At 64.9% G+C, this 26,637-nt stretch carries 22 protein-coding genes; 14 read left to right on the top strand and 8 right to left on the bottom strand.

The features are described from left to right. Positions 1-68: 68 nt before the first annotated feature. Complete coding sequence (locus NKH31_RS02490) at positions 69-1,559, bottom strand: NCS2 family permease (protein ID WP_254863566.1); 1,491 nt, start codon at positions 1,557-1,559, stop codon at positions 69-71. 327 nt (positions 1,560-1,886) lie between these two features. Here NKH31_RS02490 and NKH31_RS02485 point away from each other — a divergent pair, with 327 nt between their 5' ends. Next, positions 1,887-2,588, top strand: a complete 702-nt coding sequence (locus NKH31_RS02485) for a phosphatase PAP2 family protein (RefSeq protein ID WP_254863565.1) — start codon at positions 1,887-1,889, stop codon at positions 2,586-2,588. A 4-nt stretch (positions 2,589-2,592) separates the two neighbouring features. Here the strand turns inward: NKH31_RS02485 and NKH31_RS02480 are convergent, their stop codons facing one another. From NKH31_RS02480 to NKH31_RS02465, 4 genes are all read right to left on the bottom strand, one after another. Continuing rightward, positions 2,593-3,045: a VanZ family protein gene (locus NKH31_RS02480; protein WP_254863564.1), complete on the bottom strand. Its 453-nt coding sequence runs from the start codon at positions 3,043-3,045 to the stop codon at positions 2,593-2,595. 350 nt (positions 3,046-3,395) lie between these two features. Continuing rightward, positions 3,396-4,208: a UTP--glucose-1-phosphate uridylyltransferase AglF gene (gene aglF, locus NKH31_RS02475; RefSeq protein ID WP_254863563.1), complete on the bottom strand. Its 813-nt coding sequence runs from the start codon at positions 4,206-4,208 to the stop codon at positions 3,396-3,398. Between the two features lie 80 nt (positions 4,209-4,288). Next, the gene (locus tag NKH31_RS02470) at positions 4,289-4,558 is read right to left on the bottom strand and encodes a pro-sigmaK processing inhibitor BofA family protein (protein ID WP_254863562.1); all 270 of its coding nucleotides are present in this window, start codon (positions 4,556-4,558) and stop codon (positions 4,289-4,291) included. 82 nt (positions 4,559-4,640) lie between these two features. Continuing rightward, complete coding sequence (locus NKH31_RS02465; protein ID WP_254863561.1) at positions 4,641-4,994, bottom strand: hypothetical protein; 354 nt, start codon at positions 4,992-4,994, stop codon at positions 4,641-4,643. Between the two features lie 521 nt (positions 4,995-5,515). Here NKH31_RS02465 and NKH31_RS02460 point away from each other — a divergent pair. Continuing rightward, on the top strand, positions 5,516-6,997 hold the full coding sequence (locus NKH31_RS02460) for a sugar transferase (RefSeq protein WP_254863560.1): 1,482 nt from the start codon (positions 5,516-5,518) through the stop codon (positions 6,995-6,997). A gap of 11 nt (positions 6,998-7,008) precedes the next feature. Continuing rightward, positions 7,009-8,133 (top strand): glycosyltransferase family 4 protein, encoded by a 1,125-nt coding sequence (locus NKH31_RS02455; RefSeq protein ID WP_254863559.1) that lies wholly within the window; start codon positions 7,009-7,011, stop codon positions 8,131-8,133. Here the strand turns inward: NKH31_RS02455 and NKH31_RS02450 are convergent. Next, positions 8,099-9,862, bottom strand: coding sequence for a phosphotransferase (locus tag NKH31_RS02450; RefSeq protein ID WP_254863558.1), 1,764 nt, complete (start codon positions 9,860-9,862; stop codon positions 8,099-8,101). The two genes, NKH31_RS02455 and NKH31_RS02450, sit on opposite strands and share 35 nt — an antisense overlap. Positions 9,863-10,179: 317 nt before the next feature. Here NKH31_RS02450 and NKH31_RS02445 point away from each other — a divergent pair, with 317 nt between their 5' ends. From NKH31_RS02445 to NKH31_RS02415, 7 genes are all read left to right on the top strand, one after another. Then, on the top strand, positions 10,180-10,710 hold the full coding sequence (locus tag NKH31_RS02445) for a hypothetical protein (RefSeq protein WP_254863557.1): 531 nt from the start codon (positions 10,180-10,182) through the stop codon (positions 10,708-10,710). Positions 10,711-10,907: 197 nt separating this feature from the next. After that, positions 10,908-11,939 carry a glycosyltransferase family 2 protein gene (locus NKH31_RS02440; protein WP_254863556.1) on the top strand — a complete coding sequence of 344 codons (1,032 nt, stop codon included), beginning with the start codon at positions 10,908-10,910 and terminating at the stop codon, positions 11,937-11,939. Beyond that, entirely contained in the window at positions 11,920-13,077 is a 1,158-nt protein-coding gene (locus NKH31_RS02435; RefSeq protein ID WP_254863555.1) for a glycosyltransferase, read from the top strand. Before NKH31_RS02440 ends, NKH31_RS02435 begins: the two co-directional genes overlap by 20 nt. Continuing rightward, positions 13,074-14,417, top strand: coding sequence for a phenylacetate--CoA ligase family protein (locus tag NKH31_RS02430; protein WP_254863554.1), 1,344 nt, complete (start codon positions 13,074-13,076; stop codon positions 14,415-14,417). The genes NKH31_RS02435 and NKH31_RS02430 overlap by 4 nt, the downstream gene beginning before the upstream one ends. Next, positions 14,414-15,490 (top strand): sugar-transfer associated ATP-grasp domain-containing protein, encoded by a 1,077-nt coding sequence (locus tag NKH31_RS02425; protein ID WP_254863553.1) that lies wholly within the window; start codon positions 14,414-14,416, stop codon positions 15,488-15,490. The genes NKH31_RS02430 and NKH31_RS02425 overlap by 4 nt, the downstream gene beginning before the upstream one ends. Before the next feature lie 170 nt (positions 15,491-15,660). Further along, on the top strand, positions 15,661-16,569 hold the full coding sequence (locus tag NKH31_RS02420; protein ID WP_254863552.1) for an FkbM family methyltransferase: 909 nt from the start codon (positions 15,661-15,663) through the stop codon (positions 16,567-16,569). A gap of 142 nt (positions 16,570-16,711) precedes the next feature. Next, positions 16,712-17,725 (top strand): sugar-transfer associated ATP-grasp domain-containing protein, encoded by a 1,014-nt coding sequence (locus NKH31_RS02415; RefSeq protein ID WP_254863551.1) that lies wholly within the window; start codon positions 16,712-16,714, stop codon positions 17,723-17,725. A 227-nt stretch (positions 17,726-17,952) separates the two neighbouring features. Here NKH31_RS02415 and NKH31_RS02410 read toward each other — a convergent pair whose 3' ends face one another. Then, positions 17,953-18,585, bottom strand: coding sequence for an FkbM family methyltransferase (locus tag NKH31_RS02410; RefSeq protein WP_254863550.1), 633 nt, complete (start codon positions 18,583-18,585; stop codon positions 17,953-17,955). 150 nt (positions 18,586-18,735) lie between these two features. Between NKH31_RS02410 and NKH31_RS02405 the strand changes: the two genes are divergently transcribed. Together NKH31_RS02405 and NKH31_RS02400 are read left to right on the top strand one after the other, a co-directional pair. Continuing rightward, complete coding sequence (locus NKH31_RS02405; protein WP_254863549.1) at positions 18,736-20,178, top strand: lipopolysaccharide biosynthesis protein; 1,443 nt, start codon at positions 18,736-18,738, stop codon at positions 20,176-20,178. A 370-nt stretch (positions 20,179-20,548) separates the two neighbouring features. Continuing rightward, positions 20,549-22,693: a glycosyltransferase family 39 protein gene (locus NKH31_RS02400; RefSeq protein ID WP_254863548.1), complete on the top strand. Its 2,145-nt coding sequence runs from the start codon at positions 20,549-20,551 to the stop codon at positions 22,691-22,693. Positions 22,694-22,747: 54 nt separating this feature from the next. Here the strand turns inward: NKH31_RS02400 and NKH31_RS02395 are convergent, their stop codons facing one another. Next, the gene (locus tag NKH31_RS02395; RefSeq protein ID WP_254863547.1) at positions 22,748-24,493 is read right to left on the bottom strand and encodes a glycosyltransferase family 39 protein; all 1,746 of its coding nucleotides are present in this window, start codon (positions 24,491-24,493) and stop codon (positions 22,748-22,750) included. 326 nt (positions 24,494-24,819) lie between these two features. Between NKH31_RS02395 and NKH31_RS02390 the strand changes: the two genes are divergently transcribed. Together NKH31_RS02390 and NKH31_RS02385 are read left to right on the top strand one after the other, a co-directional pair. After that, positions 24,820-25,806 carry a hypothetical protein gene (locus NKH31_RS02390; protein WP_254863546.1) on the top strand — a complete coding sequence of 329 codons (987 nt, stop codon included), beginning with the start codon at positions 24,820-24,822 and terminating at the stop codon, positions 25,804-25,806. Next, positions 25,803-26,549 carry a dTMP kinase gene (locus tag NKH31_RS02385; RefSeq protein ID WP_254863545.1) on the top strand — a complete coding sequence of 249 codons (747 nt, stop codon included), beginning with the start codon at positions 25,803-25,805 and terminating at the stop codon, positions 26,547-26,549. The genes NKH31_RS02390 and NKH31_RS02385 overlap by 4 nt, the downstream gene beginning before the upstream one ends. The last annotated feature ends 88 nt before the right edge of the window (positions 26,550-26,637 follow it).

Below are 26,637 nucleotides of genomic sequence, written 5' to 3'. Positions count from 1 at the left end.
TTGTGTGTCGATCGAAGCCGGACCGAGCGCCGTTGACGTGCCGAACACCGAATCGCTGTCGGCGGCGATTAGAACGCGATCTCGCCGATCCGACCCGCCTCCACGGCGAAGTAGATGACGAAGTAGGCGACGAACGCGACGGCGAGGATCCACTGTCCGAGCGAGACGTCTCGTCGCTCGCCCATCGCGGCCTTGATGAGCGGATAACTGATGATTCCCGCCGCGAGCCCGTTCGCGATCGAGGCGGTAAGCGGCATGATCGTGATCGTTAGTCCGCCGGCGATCGCCCACGCGGGGTCCTGCCAGTCGATGTCGGCGACACCCTGTAGCATGATGATCCCGACCACGACGAGCGCGATGTAGGTGGCGAAGGTCGGAATCGCCGTAACCAGGGGGACGGCGAGTAGCGAGAGCGCGAACAGTCCACCGACGACGAGAGCGGTGAATCCGGTCTTTCCGCCCTCTTCGATGCCGGTCGAGGACTCGATGTAGGTCGTCACCGTCGAGGTCCCCATCGCGGCGCCCGCGGTCGTCCCGACCGCGTCTGCCATCAGCGGCTTTTCCATCTCGGGGAGGTCACCCTTCTCGTCGAGGAAGCCGCCGATCTGAGAGACGCCGATGAGGGTTCCGGCGGTGTCGAAGAAGTCGACGAAGAAGAACGTAAAGACCACCAGGAGGAAGACGAGCGGATCCTCAGGGATCTGTCCGAGTCCCTCGATGAATCCCCAGAACAGCGGCGTAAAGTCGTACTGCGCGCTGGTGGTGACCTCCTCGGATCCGGGCGTGATCGTTCCGCGCTCGACGAGCCCGGCGAACGTTGCACCCCAGGCGGCGAGCGCGGTGGTCAGGATGCCGATGACGATCGCGCCGGTGACGCCGCGCGCCCAGAGCAACAGTGTGAGCGTGAGCCCGGCGAGACCGGCGACGGCGACGGGCGTCTCCAGAACGTTACCCATCTGGACGAGGGTGCCGTCGTAGGCGACGACGAGTTGTATCTCCTGGAGTCCCAGGAAGAGCAAGAAGACACCGATACCGGCTCCCACGGCGAACTTGACGGGTTCCGGGAAGAGTTCGATGATGTACCGGCGCGCGCCGACGGCCGTGAGCAGGATGAAGATGATTCCCTCCACGAACACCGCGGCGAGGGCGACTTCCCACGGAACGCCCAGGATGAGCACGACGGTGAACGTGAAGAAGGCGTTGAGTCCCATACCCGGCGCCAGGCCGAACGGTCGTTTGGCGTACAGCGCCATCACCAGGATCGCGATCACCGACGCGAGGATGGTGACGACGGTCAACATCTGGACGACCTCGGTGTACGAATAGGTGTCGCCGGCGATGGTCGTCGTCGCCCCGTCTTCGATGTTTTCGGGGAACTCGCCCATTATCGCCGGGGCGAGAATGCTCGGATTCACGACGATGATGTACGCCATCGCCAGGAAGGTCGTCAATCCGGCGATCGTCTCGGTGCGGAAGTTCGTTTCGTGTTCGCCGAAGCCGAAGAAGTCGGCGATACGTGTCGATACGTCGCGTTCGTCGGTCGACCCGGAGCCTGCCATCGTAGTCAGCGACGGCTACTCAGACCAGCGGGTAAAGGTTTCCCTTGTGATCTCTCTCAATCTTCGAAACGAAGGTATTGGCGAAAAATAACTTATGTTTTATTGCCCACTTGGGGGTGGTCTTATTCAAATCGGAAATATCGAGGGAGAGGGGTCGGATTATAAAACCTCAATCATCTCGACGTCGACGCTCTTTTCTCGCTGTTGAACGGTCCCGGTCCGTCGAGCGATCACGCAGGTCAGCTTCCGGGTCTTCATTGCGATCTGTCGAGTGAGATTCGACGTGATTGATAGGGCTTGCCCGTGAAAGTACTGCGTACGACTTCGATGAACCGCGACCTCGGCGTCACCGACGCGATCCGATCCGCCCTCCCCGACTGGACGATTCCGTTCTTCGAACTCGCCGCGATGGCCGGCGACCTGCTCGTCGTCGGGGCGGTGATCGGGATACTCGTCGTCGCCGACGTCTGGCGGTCACGCGAGCGAGCGGACGGAACGATCCTCTCGCGTCGGACGGCCTTCGTCGTCGGCGTGATCGGCGCCGGGCTCGCGCTGACGCTGATCGTAAAGACGGTGATCGACGCGCCGCGTCCGCCGGCCGAGTTACAGGCCGTCGGCCGGGAGGGAAACGGCTTTCCCAGCGGCCACACCATGGCGGCGACGGTATTGTGGGGAGCGCTCGCCTACTGGAGCGACGCCGGGACGCAGCGGTCGCGAACGATCGTGGCGGTCGCGCTCGTCGCGCTGGTCGGACTCTCACGACTCGCACTCGGCGTACACTATCTCGTCGACGTCCTCGCGTCGGTCGCGTTCGGGCTCGCCTTCCTGCTCGCGGCGCGGGCGTTCCTGGACGGAGATCCACGTCGGTCGTTCTCGCTCGCGGTCGTCCTCGGCGTCGTTGCCCTCGTGGCGACCGGCGCGAACGCCGACGGCGTTGTCGCGTTCGTCGGGAGCGCCGGAGCCGCGCTGGGATGGTGGGTGTCGACGCAACCAGCCGTCCAGCGGGTCTGGTACGCGACCGTCGGGTGAGCGATCAGGACGACGCCGACAGCCGCGAACGGAGGCCGACGAGCACGGTGTAGCCGCCGAGTCCGATCGTCGCGCCGAGCGCGTTCACGCCGACGTCGCGCACGCTCGCGGTTCGGTGGGGAAGCGTCGACTGGAGGAGTTCGATCATCACCCCGACGGCGACGACGAGGGCGAACGCCGCGACGAGGAGACGAACGTGCGAGCGAATCGTCGAACGTGTGGCCCACGAAACGGCGACGGCGAGCGTCGCGTACGCGGCGAGGTGTCGCACGTCGGAGACGTCGATCGGGATCCAATCAGCGCCCGGAACGGTCGGAACGGACGTCGTGATCGAACCGGCGACGATCACGGCGAGAACGGCGATGACCGGACCCCAGCGCGTCAGCGGGAGGAGGGCCGAAGGGACGTCAGCGGGGGCCGTGGATGCGGAAGGGGAGGGGTCGTCGGGGTCGGTCATCTGAATACCCGTGTGGAGTCTCGACCGTTACTGCACGCCGCCGTAGCAGCCCTCACCGTAGCCGCTCGGCCGAACCGGCTTCGGTGTCGAATGCGGCGGTGAGATTCGGTCCAGTGAGTGGAGTCCACCGACGATGGTGGCCCCGGGTAGTGTACAGCGTGGTGATCCGGTCGTCTCGTCGGACACACCGCCACGTGAATCCCGGTCAGCGGTAAGTGGTGACTTTCACAGATTTTGCCGTTAAGTGCGGACGGATAACCGTTCGACGTCCGTGAAAGTCGCGCTATCCGGAGAATTAACGGTCAGAGCCGCGATGCTCGCCCACCGGTGGTTCCCCCGTCGGTCGAGAATTAGTCGGTACGAGTTTCTGTCGACTCGGTCACGTCCGAACGCGGGTTTTGCGTTTCCGTCGGGTCAGTTTCGGTCGTATTCAGTGTACCCGCGTCGGCCGGCTGGTCGGCCAACAGCGCTTCCGCGCGGTCGCGGTCGTCCGGATAGCCGACGTCGACGCGCCAGCCGTCCATCCGGATGGCGTCGATGGTTCGACCGGACTGGATCAGCAGGTCGATCGCGTCGGGAAGCTCGTATTCGCCGCGATCGGAGGGCTGGACGAGGTGACAGGCGTGGAAGATCGCCGGCGTGAAGGTGTAAAAGCCGGTCATCACGAGATTCGACGGCGGATCGTCCGGCTTTTCTACCACCTCGACGACTTCGCCGTAGCCGTTCGTATCGAGGACGCCGTACCGGGAGGCCTCCTCCATCGGCACGCGTTCGACCAGGAAGGCCGCGTCGGTTCTATCCTCGGCGTGTCGGCGGACGACGTCGCGAAGGTTCGCTCTGAATACGTTGTCACCGAGCATCAGCGCGAAGTCGTCGTCGACGTAGGGTTCGGCTTGCAAGATTGCGTGGGCGAGACCCAGCTGCTCGCGCTGGTGGGCGTAGGTGATCGCCACGCCGCGATACTCGTCGTCGTAGCGGTCGATGATCTGCTCTTTGAGGTGGCCGACCACGACGATCAGCTCGCTCGCGCCGACGTCGATGAGCTTGTCGAAGACGTCCTCGACGATGGGTTTGCCGCCGATCTCGACGAGCGCCTTCGGCTTGTCGTCGGTGAGCGGTCGCAATCGCGTTCCCGTTCCGGCGGCCAGAACCACGGCTTTCATATCTCCTATGCTACCCGGAATCTGCGGTTAAAACTGGAACCTGCACGTTCGTGGTCGCCACGTCGATGGCCGCACTCGGCTCAGACGGTTCCGACCGGCGTGAAGACGATACCGAGGTAGGCGAGCAGGACGACCAGAATCGCCCCCGGAATACCGCCGATCGCGACGACGAGGACCGCGGGCGGCGTTATCTCGACGCCGAAGCCGAACCATCCCAGGCCGAGCAACACGAGCAGGCCGACGACCGCGTTGACGATGAACGGCCTGATCGTGCGGATGATGCGGTACGCGCCGAACGCGAACGCGAAGACGATCAGCAGGACGAGGATCCCGAGGGCCGTCGTGGGCATGGGTGGGCGGTGGTCGGCCAGGGGAATAATAAGGCGGTCCCTGCGTCGCCGAGCTGATTCGGCCTTTCAGTATCGGGTACGCTCACGTCCCGGGTACGCCGACGGCGTCGAACGTCGTCGCGTCGACGGCGGCCAGGACGTACAGGACGAGGAGGACGGCGATCCAGGCGACCAGCGTGATGCCGGCCGCGTCGATCCAGCCGCCGGGATATCGCCACTTCACGATCGCCAGGTACGCGAGGAGGACGATCGCCGGTCCGAGAAACGGAAGCCAACCGAAGAGGAAGCCGACCAGTCCCCAGACGATGGCTCCGATCAGAGCGGTGAACACCGCGTAGGTGTAGTTACTGACGTCGGCGATGACGATCGCACCGACGTGGATGCCGAGCGCGCCGATTAGCAGGCTGACGAGGAAGACGACGAGACTGTCTATCATCGTACGAGACGTTCGGTTCCGAAGGAAGTTGGGTGTTCGGGTACAGAACGACCGAAACTGACCGATCGCTTCGCGACGAACTGGATCGGTCCTGGATGCACTCTTCAACCTTCGTGACTGTGATACCGTCGATCTGGTCGTTCGTGACTGTGATACCGCGGGTAACTGAACTCGATCTACAGTTGCGCCAGCGACTGGTCGTAGGGATGGTCCGTGACTCGAGAGAGTCTGGAATATATCACCATCCTCGCGCTGATACCCCGGTCGATTCGATCGATCGGCCGGTGCAGGTAGCTAATGTGCGTTTACCGCGGCCGAGTCGACCCGGCGCTCGGCGGTAGCCGTTCCCTCCGGGGATGCGGTGACGCAGAAAGCGTCCGGGTGGGCTATCGGATCCGACGCTGTAAGCAACGCCTCCGCCGACCGGCGGTTCCCGCCGAATCGATTCCTGCGGGGTAGTGGAACTTTTTCGAACGAAACGACGGAGCGTCGTTATTAGCCGCTGGGGCCATCCACTGACGATGCTCGATGGGTGGCGGTACCGGGCGGTGAGCTTCGCGGGCACCGTCTGGCTGGCGGTCGCCGTAGCCAGCATCTCGTTCGCCGCAACGGGGCGCGAGTCGTCGCTCCTCGCGCTGGCACTCGTCGCGCTCGTCGTCGGTCCGTCGATGCGACCGATGTACCGACCGCGACCCTGGCGCACGTCGACGCTCGTCTCCGCGACGCTCCGGCGCGTTCTCCTGGCCTGCGCCGTCCTCGTTATTCTCGGTGCGACCGTTACGCCCGCCCTGGGTTCGTCCGCAACGGTCGCGGGGATCGGCGTCGGACTCGCAACGGCGTTACCCCTATTCTACGTGGGGCTCCGTCGGCGACCGGAACCGACGCGCGTGTTGGTCGTCGGTGACGATCCGGACGCGATCGAATCGATCGTCGGCGAACTTCCCGCCGATCCCATCGGGTTCGCCTCACCGCGAGTCGAGGTCGACGGCGACGCGGCTGCTGGCGTGGGGAACCGACGACGGGCGCCGATCGATCGGGAGGTCCCGAGACCGATAGGAGTGCCGCGGGAACCCGGTACGAGCGCCAGCGGGACGGATTCGCTCGCCGTGACCGACGGCAGCGGCACGCTCGCCCGTTCGCCGTACGACGGCATCCTCTCGCTCGGTGGGATCGATCGACTCGGCGGCCTCGTTCGACTCCGTCGCCTGGTGCGACGGTACGACGTGGACACGCTGGCGCTCGCGTTTCGCGACGCCGATCGCGGCGAGTTCTTCGGCGCGCTGGAAGTCGCCCACGAGTACGGGATGGACGTCTTCGTTCACGCGTCGCTCGCCGACAACGTGCTCGTCTCCGAAGACGGGGACGAACTCGCTCGCGCGGAGGTCGATCCGTGGCCGTGGTACACCCACGTCACAAAACGAGTCTTCGACGTCGCGTTCGCCGCGGTGGGACTCCTCGTGCTCGCGCCGCTCGCGTTCCCCATCGCCGTTTCCATCAAACTCGACTCGTCCGGACCGGTACTGTACAGGCAGACGAGAACGTCGGCGTTCGGCGAACGGTTTCACGTCCTGAAGTTTCGAACGATGACCCCCGGAAGCGAGGATCCCGAACCGCAAGAAGACGTCGAGAACGATCGTATCACGCGAGTTGGACGGGTACTCCGCAAGACGCACGTCGACGAGATCCCGCAGCTGTGGTCGGTCCTCCTCGGAGATATGAGCGTCGTCGGACCGCGCGCCACCTGGATCGACGAAGAACGGCTCCTGGAGGGCGACGTGGACGGCTGGCGAACGCGCTGGCACGTCAAACCCGGTCTCACCGGACTCGCGCAGGTCAACGACGTGACCAGCACGGCGGGCGGGCGAAAACTCGAACTGGATCTCGGATACGTCACGAATCACTCGTTCGCGCTCGACCTGCGAATCATCGCGAGACAGGTCTGGATCGTCCTCGCGGACGTCGGCGAACTCATCCACCAACGTACTCGTCGCTGGCGCTCGTAACTCCACCATCGATGCGAATCCTCCGCGTCGCTCACAAGGTCTACCCCGAGATCGACGGCGGTGGCCCCTACCACGTACACGCGATGAGTCGCGACCAGGCGACGATGGGCCACGACGTGACGGTGCTGACGATACGTCACGACCCCCGGTCGCCGCAGGTCGAGCGTCGTGACGGCTACACGGTGCGTCGGTTCGATCCGACTGTACGTCCCGTCGGTAACGACGTCTCTCTCGACCTCGCTCGCCTCCTCTCCCGCGCGAATTCGTACGACGTCGTCCACGCCCACTCACACCTCTACGTCGCGACCGTACTCGCGGCGGTAAAACGCCGGTTCGACGAGACGCCGCTCGCAATCACGAATCACGGGCTGTTCTCTCAGAACGCGCCGGCGTGGGTGTTCGACCGGTACCTGCGAACCGTCGGTCGGTGGGCGTTCGATCGGGCCGACGTCGTCTTCTGTTATACGGACGTAGACGAGACCCGATTGCGAGCGTACGGCGTTCGTTCGCGAGTCGCCGTCGTTCCGAACGGAATCGACGTCGAGCGGTTCACGCCGGACGGTCCCGAGAGCGATCTGGTCGACGCCGACGGGGAGGTGGTTCTGTTCGTGGGCCGTCTCGTCGAGGGAAAACGGCCACGGGTCGCACTCGAGACGATCGATCGGATTCGGACGAACCGACCGAACGCCACGCTGTACGTGTGCGGGACCGGTCCGTTGCGCGAGGGACTCGAAGAACACGCGGAGGCCCTGGGCGCAGACGTTAGATTCCTCGGACAGGTTTCCTACGACGAGATGCCGACGCTCTATCGCAGCGCGGACGCGCTGGTGCTTCCCAGTCGAGCCGAAGGCGTCCCGCGAACGGTGTTGGAGGCACAGGCGACCGGCGTTCCCGTCGTCGCTTCGGACCTGGCCCAGATTCGTCCGGCGGTCACCGATCGCGACCGACTAGTACCGAACGGAGACGTCGACGGATTCGCCGCGGCGCTCGACGACGTGTTGGCTGGAGACCCACGTAACGACGAGTCTACGATGTCGTCGGGCGAAGCGAACCGATCCTGGGAGGAGACGGTTTCGCGAACGACTGAGGTGCTGGCGGGGCTCACCCGATCTGCGCCGCCGGCGACGCGTCGCTGAGCCGGCGACTAACCTCGTCGTGACGATCCCAGATGTAGCGAACCCGTCCCGGCCAGTCGACGTCGAGCCGACCGTTCAACTCGACGTCCCGCCGCGATCGCTCTACGTATCCGATCGGCAGGTAGGTCGCCATCGCCGCGGGATCGATGCCGATGCTCGACAGGTAGATCTCCATCCGATCGTACAGCGCTCGTGAGTGCGGCGTATTCGAGACGAATATTCGATCGAATCCGGCCTCGAAGTCCCGACCGATCGCCTCGGCGACTTGCAACGAGAAGAACCCGGCGTCGACGATCGGATTGCCGGACGGACTCGCCCACTCCCAATCGATGACGCCGGTGACGGAAATCGTTTCGCCCGACCGTCCGAGGTAGACGTTCGAACCGAAGTAATCGCCGTGGACGAGGACCTGCGGAACCTCGACCGGCTTCTCGACCCGGGGAGGGTCCGTCAGACCGAATCGCTCGTCGGTGAGTTCGTCGACGACGTCGGACGGTCGGTTCTCTACCCGCTCCGTCGCCGTCTCTGACTGGAGCCGTTCCAGCCAGGAGAACGCGGCGTCTACGACCCGTTCGAATCGTTCGACGTCGCCGTCGAGCACCCGATCGAGCGGCGTGCCGGAGACGGGTTGGGAGACCCTGACCGGTCCGAACGCCGTTCGCCGGCGGGTCGAATCCGGAATCGTCTCGCCGATCGACGACTGTGCCGAAGCGACGGTCGTCGCCCGGCGGGCCACCTCGTTCGTGACGGCCTGTCGGCGGCTGTTCGGTACCTTGCGTACGTGGTCGAGCTCCCCTTCGTCGAGCGACAACACCGTCGTCCGGTTCTTCCCGGCGATGATCACGTCGTCCGCCGGTTCGCCGTCTTCGGGTTCACCGTCGCCGTTGATCGAATCCCGCTCCCGTCGACAAACGTACAGGTATCGGGGGTAACACCTGGACAGCACGCCGATCCGCTGGCCGAGACGGGCCAGCGTCCGCAGGAGTTCGAACCGATCGCCCGCGGCCGCTCCGAGTTCGGCGCACACCCAGGACACGGCCTCGTCGCTTCGGACGTCGAACGCGAGTTCGTTCTCGTGTCTGCCCCGGGTGAGCAACGCCGCGGAGCGTTCGACCGCGAGACCGTTGCGACGAACGCGTCTCGTCACCGCCGTGGGCATCGATCGCCACGTCCGACCGATTCGTTCCCTGGTGGCGACTTCTGCCGGCGGCGCGACTCCGAGCATCGATGCGAGTCCCAGCTCGCGGGTCCACCCGTCGACGACCAGGGCGAGCCGGCCCTCCGGCGCGAGCAGGTGCGTCACGTGCGGGAGGTGTTGGGGTAGCTCGCTCGCGGCACACGTGAGGACGACGAGGTCGAACGACCGCGACGGGAACGGAAGGTCCGGGATCGTCGCGTGGACGGGATTGACGTCGAGGGATTCCATCTCACCGACGGCATCGAGGGCTTCGAGCGATGCGAGGTTCGTGTCCGCCACCCAGACTGACTCGAGCAGTTCTGCGAACGCCAGCGGGACACACTCGTCGTGGTCGCCGATCACGAGCCCTCGACCGCGCGCGTGTGCCTCGAGCTCCACCCGCCATCCGACCGTCCGTCGCTCGAAGAAACGATCGACGACGTCCGCGTCGAGCCGGCCCTCGCGGTGGGCCCGGAACACCGGTTCGAGCGATCCGGAAACGTCGAGCTCGGCGAGTTCGCGACGCTGTTCGTCGCGCGAACCGGTTCGCACCGATTTGGAGACGCTGGGGACGCCGTTTCGCGTTCGAACGGTCCGTCCACAGGCGCGACAGCCCGCTTCGGTTCGGTCTCCGCTCAGACACAACGGACAGGTCGAGATGATCAACACCCGGGTTGGTACGTTCGCGCCACGGCGCGACGGATAAGTAATCGCCCGCGATGGGGCGGTACACTGGCCGTCGGCGTCCGCGCACGTCGCGTCACCCGCCCGGTGTCACGACCGCCTCGACCGACTCCGTTCGAGACGACCTCGCTCTCTCCGAAACTGGTCCACCCGTACTATGTGTCTCGCCGGCGTCGACCGTCGTGATGGGTGTCGAACGCGCGCGGCCGACCGTACGGAACGCCGGCCCCGTCCTGCCGGTGACGATCGTCGCCAGCCTGTTCGCGGGCGTCGTCCTCGGCGTCTATCTCCACGCGACGGGTTTGATGGAGTCCGTAGCCAACCTCTACGGCTTTCACGGGTCGGCATCCGGATGGGTGTTACACCTCGGTCACAGCGTGGTCGCCGGCGCCGGGTTCGCGCTCCTCGCGACGGTCGTTTCGCCGTCCGGCCTCGCGTCGAGCGTCGGCCTCGAGGCCGCCCCCTGGGTCGTCCTGACCGGCGTCGCCCTCGGCGTCGGATTCGGTGTCGTCGTCTGGGTCGTCGCGGTAGCAGTCGGGATCCCCGTCTGGATGGATGTCGTCCACGGCGCGTCCCGTCCGTTCCCCTACGTGCATCGGCCGTCCCTCGTCGGTCTCGCGGTGTTCGGAGCGACGTTCGCCGCCTGTTTCACCGTCCTGCTCGAGCACTCGTCGATCGATCATGGCTCCGACGGGTCGGATGGTGGGCCGCCGTAACGGGTCGAGAGGTGAGTATCCGGCCGCGGTGGGGAAAACGCAGGCGGTCGAAACGGCGCCACCGCCATCTCCGGCGCGTGCGGCGTCCGATACTCACTCGACGGCCGACATATACGCGTGTTACCGACGAAAATATCAGAATTACCGCCCGAAACGGTCTGTAGTGTATTGTTCCCGGTGGCCCTGGAACCCGTACCATGGAGCTATCGGTGGTGTCGCCGGTCTACAACGAGGTGGGCAATCTCGACGCGCTCTACCGGGAGACTCGCGACGTGCTGGAGGAGTTCGCCAGCGAGTGGGAACTCGTGTTCGTCGACGACGGCTCTACCGACGGGAGCGCCGACCGACTGCGAGCGCTTCACGAGGGGGACGACCGCGTGGCGGTCGTGACGCTCGCGACAAACTTCGGTCAGAGCGCGGCGCTCGACGCCGGACTTCGCTACGCGAGCGGTGACGTGATCGTCACCATGGACGCGGATGGGCAGAACGACCCGGCGGACATGCCTCGGCTGGTCGAGGCGCTGGATCGCCAGGACGTCGACTGCGTCGTGGGCTGGCGACGAGAGCGCGCGGACCCGCTCGGCAAGCGACTCTCGTCGTCGGTCGCCCGCGTGATGCGTCGAACGTTCCTCGGAACCGACCTGCACGACCTCGGATGTACGTTGAAGGCGTTTCGGCGCGAGGCGACCGAGGCGCTCCGGCTCGAAGGCGAGATGCACCGGTACATTCCCCCGCTTTTGAACTGGCGCGGATTCGCCGTCGGAGAGATCGAGGTGGCCCACCGCGAACGCGAGAACGGCGAGACCAAGTACGGCTGGAGTCGACTCCCGAAGGGATTTCTCGACATGCTAAACGTCTGGTTCTGGCAATCGTATTCGAGCCGCCCGCTGCACGTTTTCGGCGGGCTCGGACTGCTCGCCGGGGGAATCGGGTTCGCCGGCGGACTCTACTCCGTCTACCTGAAAGTCGTCCACGCGGTGAGCCTCTCCGATTCCGCGTTGCCGCTGTTCGCCGTGTTCATGTGCCTGCTCGGGATCCAGTTTTTCCTCTCCGGAATCCTGGCAGACATCGGCGCGAAGAACTACTTCGCCGTCTCCGAGGCGGACACGTACCGCGTCTCGAACGTCCTGGAGCCGGCGGCCAGGGAGCCGGCTGCGGGGTCGGCAGCTGAGACGGCGGAGGTCCTCCCCATCACGGAGGTGAGCGACGGTGCGCGTCCTGATGTGTAACTACGAGTTTCCTCCGCTCGGCGGCGGCGCGGCCAACGCGAACGAGTATCTGCTCTCGGCGCTCGCAGACCGCTCCGGCGTCGCCGTCGATCTCGTCACCTCGTCGCCCGAGGGGTACCGCGAAGAACGGTTCGGCGACGACGTCCGCGTCATCCGACTGGACGTCGGCAAGGAGGCGGTTCACTACTGGACACAGGCCGAGATCCTCCGGTACAGCTGGCGGGCGTATCGCAAAGCGCGATCGCTCTCGAACCAGAACGACTACGACGTCGTCCACGCGTGGTTCGGGGTGCCGAGCGGCATCATCGCCAGACTCCTCGGCCTCCCGTACGTCGTCGCCCTCCGCGGGAGCGACGTCCCCGGCTACAACGACCGGTTCGCGGCGCAGTACGTCCTTTTGAAACCGCTCATCAGACGGATCTGGCGGGACGCGGAGGCGGTGGTGGCGAACTCTTCCGGGTTACGCGACCTGGCGCTAGAAACCGCGGACGTTCCGATCGACGTCATCCCGAACGGCGTGGCCGTCGAAGAGTTCGAACCGGCCGATCACGCGGGCCGGACCGACCCCGACGAACCGATGTGCGTGCTGTGCGTCTCGCGGTTGATCGAGCGAAAGGGGATTCGGTACCTCCTCGAAGCGGTCGCCGACCTCGACGTCTCGCTCACCGTCGTCGGCGACGGGGACCGTTCGGCGGCGCTCCGCCAACGCGCGGTTCGCCTGGGCATCGACGATCGGGTGACGTTCGCGGGGTACGTCCCACACGAGGAGATTCACGACTACTACGAGTCCGCGGACGTGTTCGTCCTTCCCTCGAAAAACGAGGGGATGAGCAACACGGTGTTGGAGGCGATGGCGGCCGGGCTCCCCGTCGTGATGACCGACACCGGCGGCGCCGCGGAGCTGATAGACGGAAACGGGATCGTCGTCGGGTCTGGCGATTCCGACGCGATCGCCTCGGCGCTATTGGCGTACGACCGCGACCGCAACTTGCGAGTCGAGCACGGGCGGATCTCGCGAACCATCGCTGAGTCGATGAGCTGGGAGGCCGTCGCGGACCAGTACCTAAGAACGTACGAAGCGGTGGCCGGGGACACCGAGTCGGACGCCGTCGAACTCCCGATTTCGCACGGCAGATGAACTGGCGCAAACCGATCATCCACGCGGCGCTCCGGGCGACGCGGAGCGACGTCCCCGACAACCTGCAGACGATTCGTCGGCTGTGGAACGCCGATCGGGAGACGGTCCGTTCCCATCGGGGCCGGAAGATGACGCGGCTTCTTCGCCACGCCCGCGAGACGGTTCCCTACTACGCCGACGTGCTAGAAGCGCGAGGCGTCGTAGACGACGACGGCGTTTCGCTCGAACGCTTCTCGGAGCTGCCGCTTCTCACGAAGGAGACGCTGCGCGAGGAGGGCGATCGGCTTCTCTCGACCGATCCCGGGCCGGATCCCTACACGAACACGTCGGGCGGGACCACGGGCGAGCCCGTCGAGTTCGTCCAGGACCAGTACTACTGGGAGTGGAACGTCGCGACGAAGCTCTTCTACCAGGAACTCGCTGGCAAACCGCTCGGGGGTCGAGAGGTCAAACTGTGGGGGAGCGAGCGAGACCTCCGGGACGGCTCGATCGATCTCAAATCTCGGGCCGTCGAGTTCCTCTACAATCGCCGGGTATGCAACAGCTACCGGATGGGCGAGTCGGACATGCGCGAGCACGTCGAAACCATCGATTCGTTTCGTCCGCTGACGATCTGGGCGTACGTCGAGTCGATCCACCAGCTCGCCCGGTACGTCGAGCGAAACGAGCTCGACGTCCACTCGCCGAACGGCGTCGTGACGACCGCGGGAACCCTCCACGAGCCCGTCCGGGAGACGATCGAGGACGCGTTCGACACGACGGTTTTCAACCAGTACGGCTCCCGCGAGGTCGGCGACATCGCCTGCGAGTGTCGCGCCCGGGACGGATTGCACGTCTTTCCCCACGCCGCCTACGTCGAGATCGTCGACGAGTACGGGCGGCCGCTCCCGCCCGGCGAACCCGGCCGGATCGCGGTCACGTCGCTCACTAACCGATCGATGCCGCTGATCCGGTACGAGATCGGCGACGTGGGCGTGCGGTCGCCGGAGCCGTGTCGTTGCGGCCGGCCGTTTCCCACGCTCGCGCGCGTCACCGGCCGCGTCACCGATCACTTCCTGACGACCGACGGCGACCTCGTCCACCCTGGCTACCTGCGAAAGACGCTCTACCACCGCGACTGGATCGAGAAGTTTCGCATCCGCCAGACGGCGACGGACCGCGTCGAGTACGCGATCGAGCGTCGCGACGGCCGGTCGCCGCCCGACGCCGATCTGGCGGAGATCGAACGAGCGACGCACACGGTTCTGGGCGACGACGTCCGCGTCACGTTTTCCTATCCCGAGCGGATCGACGAGAGCGAGTCCGGGAAGTTCCGCTACACCATCTCGGAGGTGGTGTGACCGTGACGGACGGGGGCGGCGTGACCGACCGCCTCGCCGATGGCACCGAGTCTCGGCTGCGCGCCGCGAAGCAACTGGGCGGGCTCATCGTTCGTGAAGCTCGGACCGGACGGTCCGTCGATCTCCCCGCTCACGAGCGACTCCGGCTCTGGCGAAACGGCTTTCTCTCCGAAGCGGGAGCGCTCTTCGACCTGCCCGACGGGAACACAGACCGGTACCTCTCGAACTACGAGCGCGACGTGAAGACGATCGCCATCAACGGTCCGTCGGGGCGGGTGCTCGACGACAAGCTCCTGTTTCACCACCTGCTGAGCCCGGCGTTCGACCGTCACCTTCCCCGGCTGTACTACTACCTCACGCCGGAAGGGGCCCACCCGATCGACGCCGCCGTGGACGAGCGCGACCCCCTCTCTGCGGCCGCCTCGGCGGGACGGTCTCTCGTGGTGAAACCGCGAACCGGAGGCGGCGGCGACGGCGTGACCGTGCTCGAACCGGTTGAACTCGCCGGGACGACCGTCGAGGAACTGGCCGCGAACGGAACCGGCGACCGACTCCTGTGTGAGTGCGTCGAGCAGGGCAGGTACGCCGACGCCATCTATCCGGGATCGGTGAACACGATCCGGGTGCTGACGATGATCGACCCGCGAACGAGCGAGCCGTTCGTCGCGCGCGCGGTCCACCGGTTCGGCACCGAGGCGTCCGCCCCGCTCGACAACTGGTCTCGGGGCGGCGTGAGTGCCCGCGTCGACGCGGAAACCGGACAGATGGGACCGTGCGCCAGTCGGACGGACGAGGGCGAACCCGTCTGGACCGACAGGCACCCGGAGACGGGCGAACGGGTCGCCGGGAGGAGCGTTCCCAACTGGGCGCGGGTCGTCGACGCCCTGACCGACGTCGCGGCGTCGTATCCGGCGCTCCCGTACGTCGGCTGGGACGTCGTCGTGGACGAAGACCCGGGCGTAACAATCATCGAGGGAAACCGCTACTCCGACGTCAACATGCTCCAGACCCACGGCCCGTTGCTCGACGACCCGCGCGTTCGACGGTTCTACGAACACCACGGGATCCGGTAGTTGCGTAAATCTGTGTACGGAGATGGGTGCGTTTTATTTGCTAGGCTCTCTTCTCAGACGCTAATCTTCCGTTCTGATTACCAAGGGTGATGTGAATGTCGCAATCGAAAACGTGTATGGCTTCCAAAATTGTGTAAGCGTTATTGGGCGTATTCGCGTTGATTGGCTGAATGGGACTCGTGGATGTGGCCCTTCGAAAGGTACGCGACGAGGGTATCGCCTCCGTGCTCGCGAGCGGTATCTCGGATCCACTGGAGATGGTCTACGTGAGCGACACGTTCAGATATATTTCCAGTCAGTACTGTCGATTCCGGCCAATTCGATCGCGAGGAGTTGTGATCGATGCGAGCGACAAAATCCTTCGTTCGGAGGCACACAAGCTACTCATGGGACGGTACGAGGACGAGATCGTTGACTTCGTCCATACGTACATCCCGCGACACTACGACGTTGTCGAACTCGGCGGCGGGATCGGATTCGTTTCGTGCAACATCGATCGCCGACGTAGCGGGGGCGAGCACGTCGTCCTCGAACCCAACCCGGAGATCATCCCGGTGTTGAAGCGAAACCGCGCGCTGAATGACTGCCGATTTGAAATCGTCGAGAGTGCCTACAATCCGGCCGGAACCGACGTCGAACTGGCCGTGGACGAGCAATTCATTAAGGCCAGCACGGTTCGAGGGCTTCAAGACGTCAGTACCACCGTCCAGGTGCCTGGAGTGGATCTTCAGTGGATAGGAGAGACTTTCGCGATCGAACGGTTCGTGTTAATCGCTGACATTGAAGGTGCCGAGGTCGAACTGGTCGACTCGGAACTCGAATTCGTGCTAGAGTCGTGCCCGTACGTCGTCATCGAGTACCACCACTTTGCGGATGTCGACGCGGACGTTCGATCTGCCAAAGAAACCCTCGAGAGTAGCGAACTGATCGCGCTCGACCGACGCAAGGATGACAATACGGAGAAAGTAATATATCACAACCCCCGATTTCGTGACCATCGTCGAGATGAACTCGATGAACTGTCACTGGAACGTAGATCGCCCACCGACCAAGATCCGCAGAGAGGTGAACGTACGTGAACCGATCCGTCGATTACGACGCGAATCACTTCCAGATTAGGTGGTACTGACGACCATGGATGCACTCTATCCCTGGATCCGGAAACTCGGCCGTACGGCGGATACCACGAGGGAGAAACTTGATTGGCGTGCGTGGGCCGTGATGTTCTTCGTTAACCGTGAACTGAAACGACATCCGGGCGTCCCGCTTCGGACGCGTTTGTGGGCGCTCAACACCGGCTTCTTCTCAGAATCGGTCCCGCTATTCGGCCTGGAAGAGTCGAATCTCGACCGGTACCTTTCGAACTGGGAACACATGAAAGCCCGAAAGATAAACGGCCGACTCGGCCACGTTCACCGGAACAAATCGATGTTTTACTACGCAATGACTCCGGAGTGGAGCGATGCCATCCCGGATTGTTACGGCCTCATTCGGAATGGGCAACTCGATCAGTTGCCGGTGAGCGTTCACGCCGGTTCGGACCTACTATCGTGCGTCGAGTCGGCCGGTGCAGTGGTTGTCAGACCACAAGAGGGGTCGGGAGGCGAAGACGTTCACATCGTTTCGGACGAACCTGACGGATTTGCGATCGATGGGTCGGCTGTCACTCGTCACGGGGTCAAGCAACTTTCGGCAGAAGCCGAGGGGTGTCTCGTCACTGAGTACATCGAACAAGGACCGTTCGCACGGTCGCTCTATCCCGATAGTCCGAATACGCTCAGATTTCTCACGATGGTCGACCCGGAGACGACGACTCCGTACATCGCCGCTGCCGTGCAACGGATCGGGACGGACGCATCGGTTCCCGTGGATAACTGGTCGAAAGGTGGAATCGCCGCCAACGTAGACATTGAATCGGGGACGTTGTCTCACGCGGTGTCGTATCCCGAGGGTTCACACCGAGGCGAGCACGAAGTCCATCCGGAGACGGGTGCACAGATCGCACAAAGAACAGTTCCCGACTGGGATGCGATATTGGACGAGATCCTTGCGATGGCGGACTACCTAGCCCCGCTCACGCCGTACGTGGGCTGGGACGTACTACTTACAGGGGAAGGATCGTTCAAGGTGATCGAAGGGAACGACTGGCCGGACGTCGATGTTATTCAGCCACACGTCCCGTTACTAGCTGACGAGCGCAATAGGCGGTTTTTCGAACACCACGGCGTCATCTAACCGATCGATACAGTCTTCCCGTACGCGTTATGCAGCCACCGGACGAACCCGACAACCAGTACCCCGTCGTCTAGGTATTCGGATTCCGATGGTTTCGATAGAGGACCACTCCCCGTCGCCGTTCGACCGGAGAAAATCCGTTTTGTTCGATACGTCTCTTGGCAGTGTGAACTGAATCTGCACCGGTAATCGGCGCGTGAAACTCGATCAGCAGCAGGCTACAGCGATCAGCGAGGATGGGGTAGTTCGTCCCGGACCATGTCGATCTCGGTACCTTCGACGTCGACGACCAGTACGCACTCTTCGATCCCGTGGCGACGAGCGAGCGCCTCGAGGCTCGTCGCAGGGACGGAGACCGTCCGGGCCGAGCGCTTGTGGACGCTGCTGAACTTGTAGTTCGTCGCGACCGGGAAGTCCACCTCGTCGGCGTCCGGGGCGTAGGCGGCGTGCTCGATCGCGTACTCGAGCACGTTCATCGCTCTCGTTCGCTCGAGGATCGGAATCAGGTCAGGATTCGTTTCGACGGCGACGACCGAACCGTTCGTGCGGTCTGCGGCCAGCGCCGTCAGGTAGCCGATGCCGGCGCCCAGTTCGACGACGTCCGCGTCGGTCGGGAGGTGTCGTTCGAGGAGCGCGCGTTCTTCGCGTTCGTGTCGACCGCGGGCGATCGACCCGCGCGTGAAGACCGAGACGGGCGCCCCCTCGACGGCGTAGGTGAGACCGTCGACCGTGGCCGTCCCGTCCGCGACCGCCCAGGCGCCGACCAGCGGGTTCACGAGGGATATCTGGAGTGCTTCGGATACCCCTCGACTCCGGACGATTCGATAGAGCGACCGAAGCCGGTGGTGGAACTGGCTCACGTACTATATCACTCCGTCTCGTACTGTAATACCCGTCCGCTCGGACGTGCGGTAGCTGATGTATGGACAAACCCGTCCCTTCCGTACCGGAACCGACCCGCGCCGCAAGTACCGTCGGCCGACTCCGCTGATCGACCCGATCGCCCATCGATGAGACACGGACAGACGGCGATCGTCTACTTCGTGGCGAAGTCGATCGCGACCGGGATCAGCTTCCTCGCCACCGTCTACTTCGCCAGGATTCTCGGTGCGGAGGTCCTGGGTATGTACGCCCTCGCGCTGGCGGTGATCGCCTGGCTCGAAATCGGCGGGAAGCTGGGTCTGGAGAAGGCGGTCGTCAAGCGACTCAGCGAGGACAACGATCCGGGCGCACACCTCGCGGCGGGCGGGCTCCTGATGGTGGGTTTTTTCGTCGTCATCGCGATTGCGCTCTGGGGCGGTCGCGAACAGGTCGCCGCGTACGTCGGGGCCCCCGTCGTTTCCATCCTCCTCTTTCTGACCGCCGCGTCCCTGTTCTACCGACTGTCGATCGCCGCGCTCCAGGGGTATCACTACGTTCACGTCTTCGCGATCCTCTCACCGGCCCGTCTGATCGCGGCCAGCGCGATCCAGTTCGGCCTCGTCCTCCTGGGTGCCGGTCTCGTCGGGTTGCTCGTCGGCTACGGGATCGGGTTCGCACTGGCGGCCGTCGCCGGTTTCGTCTTTCTCCGACCGGCGGTCGCCCGTCCCGGACGCGAACACATCTCTAGCATCCTCACCTACGCGAAGTACGCGTGGCTCGGGTCGGTCAGAACCGAGAGCTTTCGGTGGGTCGACGTCACGGTGCTCGGTTTTTTCGTCTCGCAGGGTCTGATCGGCGTCTACCTCGTCGCGATTTCCGTCGCGGCGTTTCTCAACACGTTCGGCGAGGCGATCAGTACGACGCTCTTTCCGGAGATCAGCAGGGAGTCGACGACGGGGAACCGGGCTGCGGTCTCCTCCCTGGTCGAAGACTCGCTCGCCTACGGCGGCGTCTTTCTCATCCCCGGACTGGTCGGAAGCCTCGTCGTCGGGGACCTCCTCCTGCTGATCTACGGCGCGGAGTTCGTCGTCGGGCACGACGTGCTGTGGCTCCTCGTGGCGGGCTATCTCGGCTACAGCTACCAGAAGCAGCTGGTGAACGCGGTGAACGCGATCGACCGACCCGACGTCGGCTTTCGGATCAACGCCGTCTTCATCGTCGCGAACGTCGCGCTGAACGTCGCGCTGATCGCGGCGATCGGATGGGTGGGTGCTGCAATCGCCACTGGGCTGGCCGCGAGTGTAAGCCTCGCCTACGGGGTCCACGCCGCCCGACAGGTGATGGCGTTCGAGATTCCGGTGGCGGAGATCGGACGACAGGGTGTCGCCTCGCTCGGAATGGGCGCGGCAGTGTACGCGGCTCGAATCCTCGGAGAGCGGACCGTCGTGGCCGAGTACACCGTCGTGTTCGCCCTGGCACTCGTCGGATTCGGCGCGCTCGTCTACTTCCTCGCGCTCGTCTCGATCTCCGATCGGTTCCGCGGAACGGTGGTGCGTAACGTCCCGTTGGATCTGCCGTTCGCCGATCGGTAACCGGTGACGACCGGCGCGGTCGCCGCGAGCGGACGGTGCGGACGAACCCGCCCGACGGCCACGGTCGCGCCGATTGAGTTTCGCCGTCGCGGCCTAACGGCCCGTTCGTTCGGGTAACGATGGCCAAGTTATAAGCCGCCGTTCGGACGTAGAACCGAGGAATGCCACGGCACTGGCGCCAGTCGGGTCGGTCTCTGCTGCGGGCGGATACTCGGTGGGGTCGATCGATGCGAACGGCGCGACGATTTGATCGGACTCCCATCTTCGGTCGGTCGCGCGCGTTCCATCGCCGACTCGGTCCGACCCGGATTCGGGATCATGCCAGCGTGGATCGTGAGGCTCCTCGTCATGGACGGGGTGACTCCCGTCGATGAACCGCGCCGTCGGGCGGGCTCCGGTCGTCTGGGCAGGGAAAGTCCTGGCCGTCGCGTTCACTGTTGCGTACGCCGTCGACGCCGTCGGACTCGTCGGCGTCTGGGGTAACCTCGGACGGGAGACGCTGTTCGCCTTCGCCATCTCTTCGGCCTACGCGCTGGTCTCGATCGCCCTCCTCTCCGCGTTCGGATCCGCCTCGCCGGTGCGCTCTCGTGACGTCGACGCCGAAACGTGGTTCCTCACTGATAGGTTGAGTGGCGCCTTCGTGCGATTCGTTTCCGTAACGACGCTGCTCGCCGTCGTCCTCGTCGGATCTCTAATCGCGGCCGCTCGCCTGGGGGTCGGACCCGACTCGATCGATATCGGGCCGCTGGCATATCTGACCGTCGGGCTGGTGGTTCTCACGCTGGTGGTGCGCGACGACGAGGCGACCGGAGCGGTCGCCAGGGGGGCGGCCGTGCTGGCGGTCGCCATCGTCGTACTCTCGACGTTCTCATCGACGATTCTCGAGGTCCTGCCGGTCGAGGGCTCCGTTCTGGCGGCGGTGCTGGTCGGCGTTGTCCTGTGGAACCGTCCGACGGAGCGGGAAGTCACCGGGGAGAAAGCCACCAGGTGGACAGTGCGCGTTTTCGACGGCCGAACGTATCGGTTCCTTCTCGCGCTGGTCACGGCGATCGGGGCGACCGCGTTCACGTTCCGCCTCGGCGCGCTCCACCTCCAGGGCGACGAGTACCTCGTCGCCGACACCGCGGCGAGTTACTACTTCTCCGGGGAGCTCTACCGGTGGAACTGGATCGCAGACGAGCACGCGGGTCGGTACTACGACCGGGCCTGGCCCCACACCCTGCTCGTCGCCGGCTCGTACGCGATCTTCGGCGTCTCCGAGTGGTCGGCGCGAATCGTCTCTGCGGCCGTCGGCGTGCTCGCGATCCCGATAACGTACGTCGTCGTCGCCTACTTCACGGAGCGACGGCTCGTCGCGCTCGTGTCTTGCCTCGCGATGGCGGTCTACCCGGGATTCGTCTTCTACTTCCGCTGGGCGCGCATGTACGCGCTGTTGATCCCGCTGTTTCTCCTGCTCACCTACTTCGTCTATCGATCGGTGACGGAGTCGAACCCGATCGGTTTCGGTCACGACCGACTCGACGAGACGATCGATCGGTACGCCGACTTCAACTACGCGATCGGACTGGTGACGATACCCGTCCTCTACGTCGCCTACCAGATTCACTATAACGCGCTCGTCGTCATCGCGGCGACGTACGTCTACGTCGTCTACCGCGCGATCGCGACGGGCGAGCGGAAGTACTACACGGCGTCCGCGGTCGGACTCGTCGGAATCGCCGCGGTGGCGGTCGTCGCCCACCAGACCGACTCCCTCGGGTTTCTCGATCAGTTCCTGTCTTTCTTCGACCGGGAGAACACCGTCTACCACTCGTACCTCTTCCGGTACCCCTTCGAGTGGACGTTCGGTCTCGTGCTCGCGGTCGCCGGTCTCGCGATCCCGGCTCGACTCGAAAACCGCGATCTCACTCACAAGCTTGTCTTCGTCTACATTCTGTGTGGGTTCGCCCTCGTGTTTTACGTGTACGTTGGGGATCGGTACGCCAGTTTCGCGTACGTCGTCCACGTCGTGCCGTTCGCGATCGCGCTCGTCGTCTTCGCGTACGTCAGCTTCGTCGACGCCCTCCGAACGCCCGTCCTGCGGTACGCGCTGGTGGCCTTGCTCGTCGTCAGCCTCGCGGCTCCGATGATCGGCGTCGGCGACGGAAACGACTACCGGAGCCTCTACTACGAGGACAGCGAGGACTTCGACACCGCCTACGGGACGATCGTCGAGGAGTTCGACGAAGGCGACGTCTTGATCGCCCAGTACGCCCGCGACTTCTACCTTCGAGACCTCCCGGAGGACACCGAGTGGATCAGCATGCGGAACAACCAGGACTACGGACCTGACGAGTTCCACGACGACGTCGAACGGCACGGATCGGGCTGGATAACCTGGGAATCGGGCAAGGCCTATCACGTCCACCCCGAAGTTCGGGCGTACATCGACGAGCACTTCGAACAACACCACGGCGTCGCCGTCGACGACACCCGCGTCGAGGTGTGGTACTTCGACGAGGAGATGATCGACTGAGCGACTGGGGAACCTCACCCGGCCGTTCGTGCGGTAGAGACGACTGGTCAGCGATCAACCGTCGTCCCGCCGTTCGTCTACATCCGGGGGATCCGGTCCCCAGTAGTAGAGTTCCAGGTTGGTCCACTCCTCGTCCGCGTATCGAACGGTGTTCGACTGGATGTACGCCCGGACGTCGGGGTCGAGGTAGCCGCCGTGAAACCGCGCGCTCGCGACGATCCAGCCGCGCTCGTGGCGGTCGAACAGGGCCTCGACATCCGCCCGATCGGTCAGGTAAATCGCGTCCGACCGGGTGTGTACCAGGTCACCGTTTCGTCGCTCCGCCTCGGCGATCCCGTCCGTTCGGAGGAAGTATTCGACCTCGCCGACGTACCACTCGGTCACCTCCGGTCGCATGGAGACGAGTGCGTCCTCGTCCGTTCCGTGTTCGTCGAGCCACGCGGCCGCGGCCTGGTGGTCTGAACGCGAGACGGTGGTCGACTCCGCGTCCGCCTCCGTGATCGCGATCCCCGTCGCCGGCGAGACGCCGACGATCAGCAGCGGAATCGCGACGACGAGGACGAGGCCGGCGGCGACGACGCGGGGTTCGACGCGGAGGCCACCGTCGGTGCGACGCGAGAGCCGATCGAGTCCCCGAGCGATCGCCTCGTAGCAAAACACGAGGCCGAACAGGCCGACGAGGCCGAAGAGCGGTAGCAGGTGAACCACGTACCGCGCGGCCCTGAGTTCGACCAAGCTGGCGACGGCGAACGGGATCGCGAACGCGAGCACGAGCAGGTGGGATCGACCGCCGTCGAGCAGGAGGTAGAGCGTTCCCGGGACCAGAAGCCAGACGAAGCGACCGTAGCGCCCGAACAGAAAGTCGAGGTAGTAGCCCGTCCCTCGCTCGGCCCAGCCACCCGTCGGTTCGGCGAACAGCTCCGGCGGAAGACCTCGTCCGACGAGGAGGGCGATTCCAGCGACGCACGCGATCGAGAGGACGACGACCAGCCGCGTCGTCCGGCGAGACCACACGGTGCCCTCGAGAGTGTCCATCGATCCGAGTGTCGAGGATACGGGCCGGCCGTCGCTCTCTGGCGGGTCACCGGCGGAATCGGTGAATCCATCGAAGAGCGTGCTCCACGCCCGCCCGGCCAGGATGACCGCGACGAACGCGACGAACACGAGCCCGACCGAGAGGTATATCGTGTGTGTCAGGTAGCCGACTGTCGCGATCAGGCCGAGGGGAACGAGGTAACTCGCCCGGAATCCGAAGTCGCCGCGGTACCACCGGGCGAGGAGGAGCAGGGTGACGACGTAGACCAGTTGGAGGTGTGCGTACATACGCGCCTCGCGCGACCACGCGATCGACATCGGATCGAACGCCACGAATACCGAAAGCAGGATCCCGACCTCTCGATTCGCGAACTCGCGTCCGAGGGCGTACGCGGCGGCGATCGTCGCCGTGCCGACGACGGCGGAGGGCAACCTGGCGGCGAACTCGCTCGAACCGAACAACGTGAACGATGCGGCGATGGGGAGCGTCGTCGGTAGCCACGCCCGATCGTAGGGCGTCCCGTTCGGGAGCGTAAATCCCTCGCCGTCGACGAAGCGGTCGGCCGCCCAGACGTGGTATATCTCGTCTACCCAGAACGGATGGCTGCCGAGATTCCTGATCCGCAACCAGAACCCGACGGTCGAGAGTAGAACGAGGGCTGTGAGCGGCCAGTATCGTTCCACGGTACGGCGGACGTCGGGGCCGCTGACGCGGGACGGAAACCCGGTTGCCGCGAGAATCCGTCCACCGCCCAGTCGATCCATCCCGACTTCCCTATGCGGGCGACGACAATGAATCTGAGCGGAGCGAGAACCGGAAACCGGTCCGTACGGATGATGCGCAGCCGAGGTACAGACGAGAGACTCGGTCGAACGTGATAGTACGCGAACGATCCGGTTTACTACGTGCGTACTCGTGAGCAACTCCGTCGGACGTGAGCCTGCGGGTTAGCGGTGCGGTTCGCCGAACCGCGACGACGGGATGGTCGTCACTCGATCGTTCGAACAGGACGTTCTGTACCGAGTAGACCGTCATTACCCGCCGAACGTCCACGTACCACTATGTCCGCACCGAGAGTAGCGATCTCGAAATGAGCGCCGTTCCCGACCAGCTCTCGACGGACGACCTCGCGGTGCGGTACGCGACGGCGGGCGATCCGGACTGGGTGACGATCCTCGCGCGGGCCGACGCGAATGGAATGGCTGTTCCCGTCCTCGAACACCTCTACGCGACGGCCGACGACCGAGTGGCCGCCGAGACGGCCGACGCGGCCGCGTCGTGGACGACCGCTCAGTCGTACGATTCAGCCACGCGGCGATACCTCGCCGCCGAGCTCAGGCGACGGCGCGCCCGCCTCGAGCAATTTCACCTCGATCTCGCGGTCGTCGACGACCTCCTCAGGGAGCGGGCGATTCCCTACGCGGTCATCAAGACGAACGTCGACCACCCCTACCGGCCGTGGGACCTGAACGTGCTCGTCCCCGAGCGCTACTGGGAGCGGGTCGACATGTTGCTGGCCGGTCGCGGCTGGGAGCGAACGACCCTCCGCGATCACCCGCTCGCCCGGTCCGAGCCGGGAAAGCGGCTGTACGAGCATCCGATTCGTCACCCGGTTCACCTCCACCGGGAGGTTTCCTGGAACGGCCTGACCTACCTCCCGGCCGAGACGGTCCTCGAAACGCGAATCCGAGACGATGGCGTCTCCTATCCCGACCCGGTGACGGACGCGACGATCCACGCCGCCCACGCCGTCTTCGAGAACTTCTCGATCGATCTCGTCGAGTGCGCCGCGATCGTCCGCCACCTGGGTGACGGTCCGGGGCCGCACACGGCCGACGGCGATTCCGACGACGGTCGGGCACTCGCCGACGCGAACGGCTGGGCGACCGGGTACGACCTCGCCGTGGACGCCGCCTACGACGTCGTCTCAGAACTCGAGCGCTCGCCCGACACCGTCACGCTCCCACACGCGTTCTCCACCCAGTCGCTCGTTCGGGCCTGGCTCGAACACGCCCGCGAGACAGAGGGTGGCTGGTACGAACTCCCGCTCAACCTGGCACTTGCGACGATAAAATGACCCGTCGCGCACCCGTCGCCGAACGAATCACCCGTCTCGTCAGCGATCGTATTTCGACGGCAGTCGGCGCCCGTCTCCCCGCGCTGGTCGTCGTCACCGGCATCGACGGCGCCGGCAAGACGACCCAGGCGAAACTGCTCGCCCGCCACCTCCGCGAGCGCGGCCTCGACGTCCGCTACGAACACGCCATCGGCCCGAACACGCGTCCCGTCCGGGCGCTCAAAGACCGCGTCGCGGGGCGCTTTCTCGACCGGGAGGCGACGCTCGCCAGGGACGGTGATACCGGCTCCGGCGGCGAGCGACTCGTCGGCGGGCTCTTTCTCGCTCGGGGTCTCTGGCAGGCATGGGCCGGTCTGGTCACGAACGTCGGCGCGGACGTCGTGGTCGCTGATCGATACCTCTACGACGACCTCGTGCGCGTCGCCTGGCGCTACGGCTACGACGTGGAGCGACTCGCGACGCTGTGTCGGCTCGCCCCCGAACCAGATCTGCTCGTCCGTCTCGTTTCGCCGTCCGATGTGGCCTGGGAACGCGAGACGGACGGCCGGACGACGCTCACCGAACACGCGGCGAAGAACGCGTGCTACGATCGGCTGTTCGGCCACCTCGCCGAGCGATACGAGATTCACCCGATCGATACGGACGCACACGACGTCAGAGATACGCACGAGACGGTTCGCGAGCGAGTAGACGAGAAACTACGTCTGAACGGGATGGCGCCCCTACACGGTGGGTCTCGGTGAACTCGACCTGGTAGCGCTACACCGATTTCCGTCTGAGCAGGCCTGGCGAGTGAACCCGGGTACGGAGCCGCCCGATCGAGTCGGGTTC

Origin of the sequence: Halovivax gelatinilyticus, from assembly GCF_024300625.1 — an archaeon.
Classification (GTDB): domain Archaea; phylum Halobacteriota; class Halobacteria; order Halobacteriales; family Natrialbaceae; genus Halovivax; species Halovivax gelatinilyticus.
Note: the sequence above shows the minus strand (reverse complement) of the source record. Positions and strands in the feature narration are given on the sequence as shown.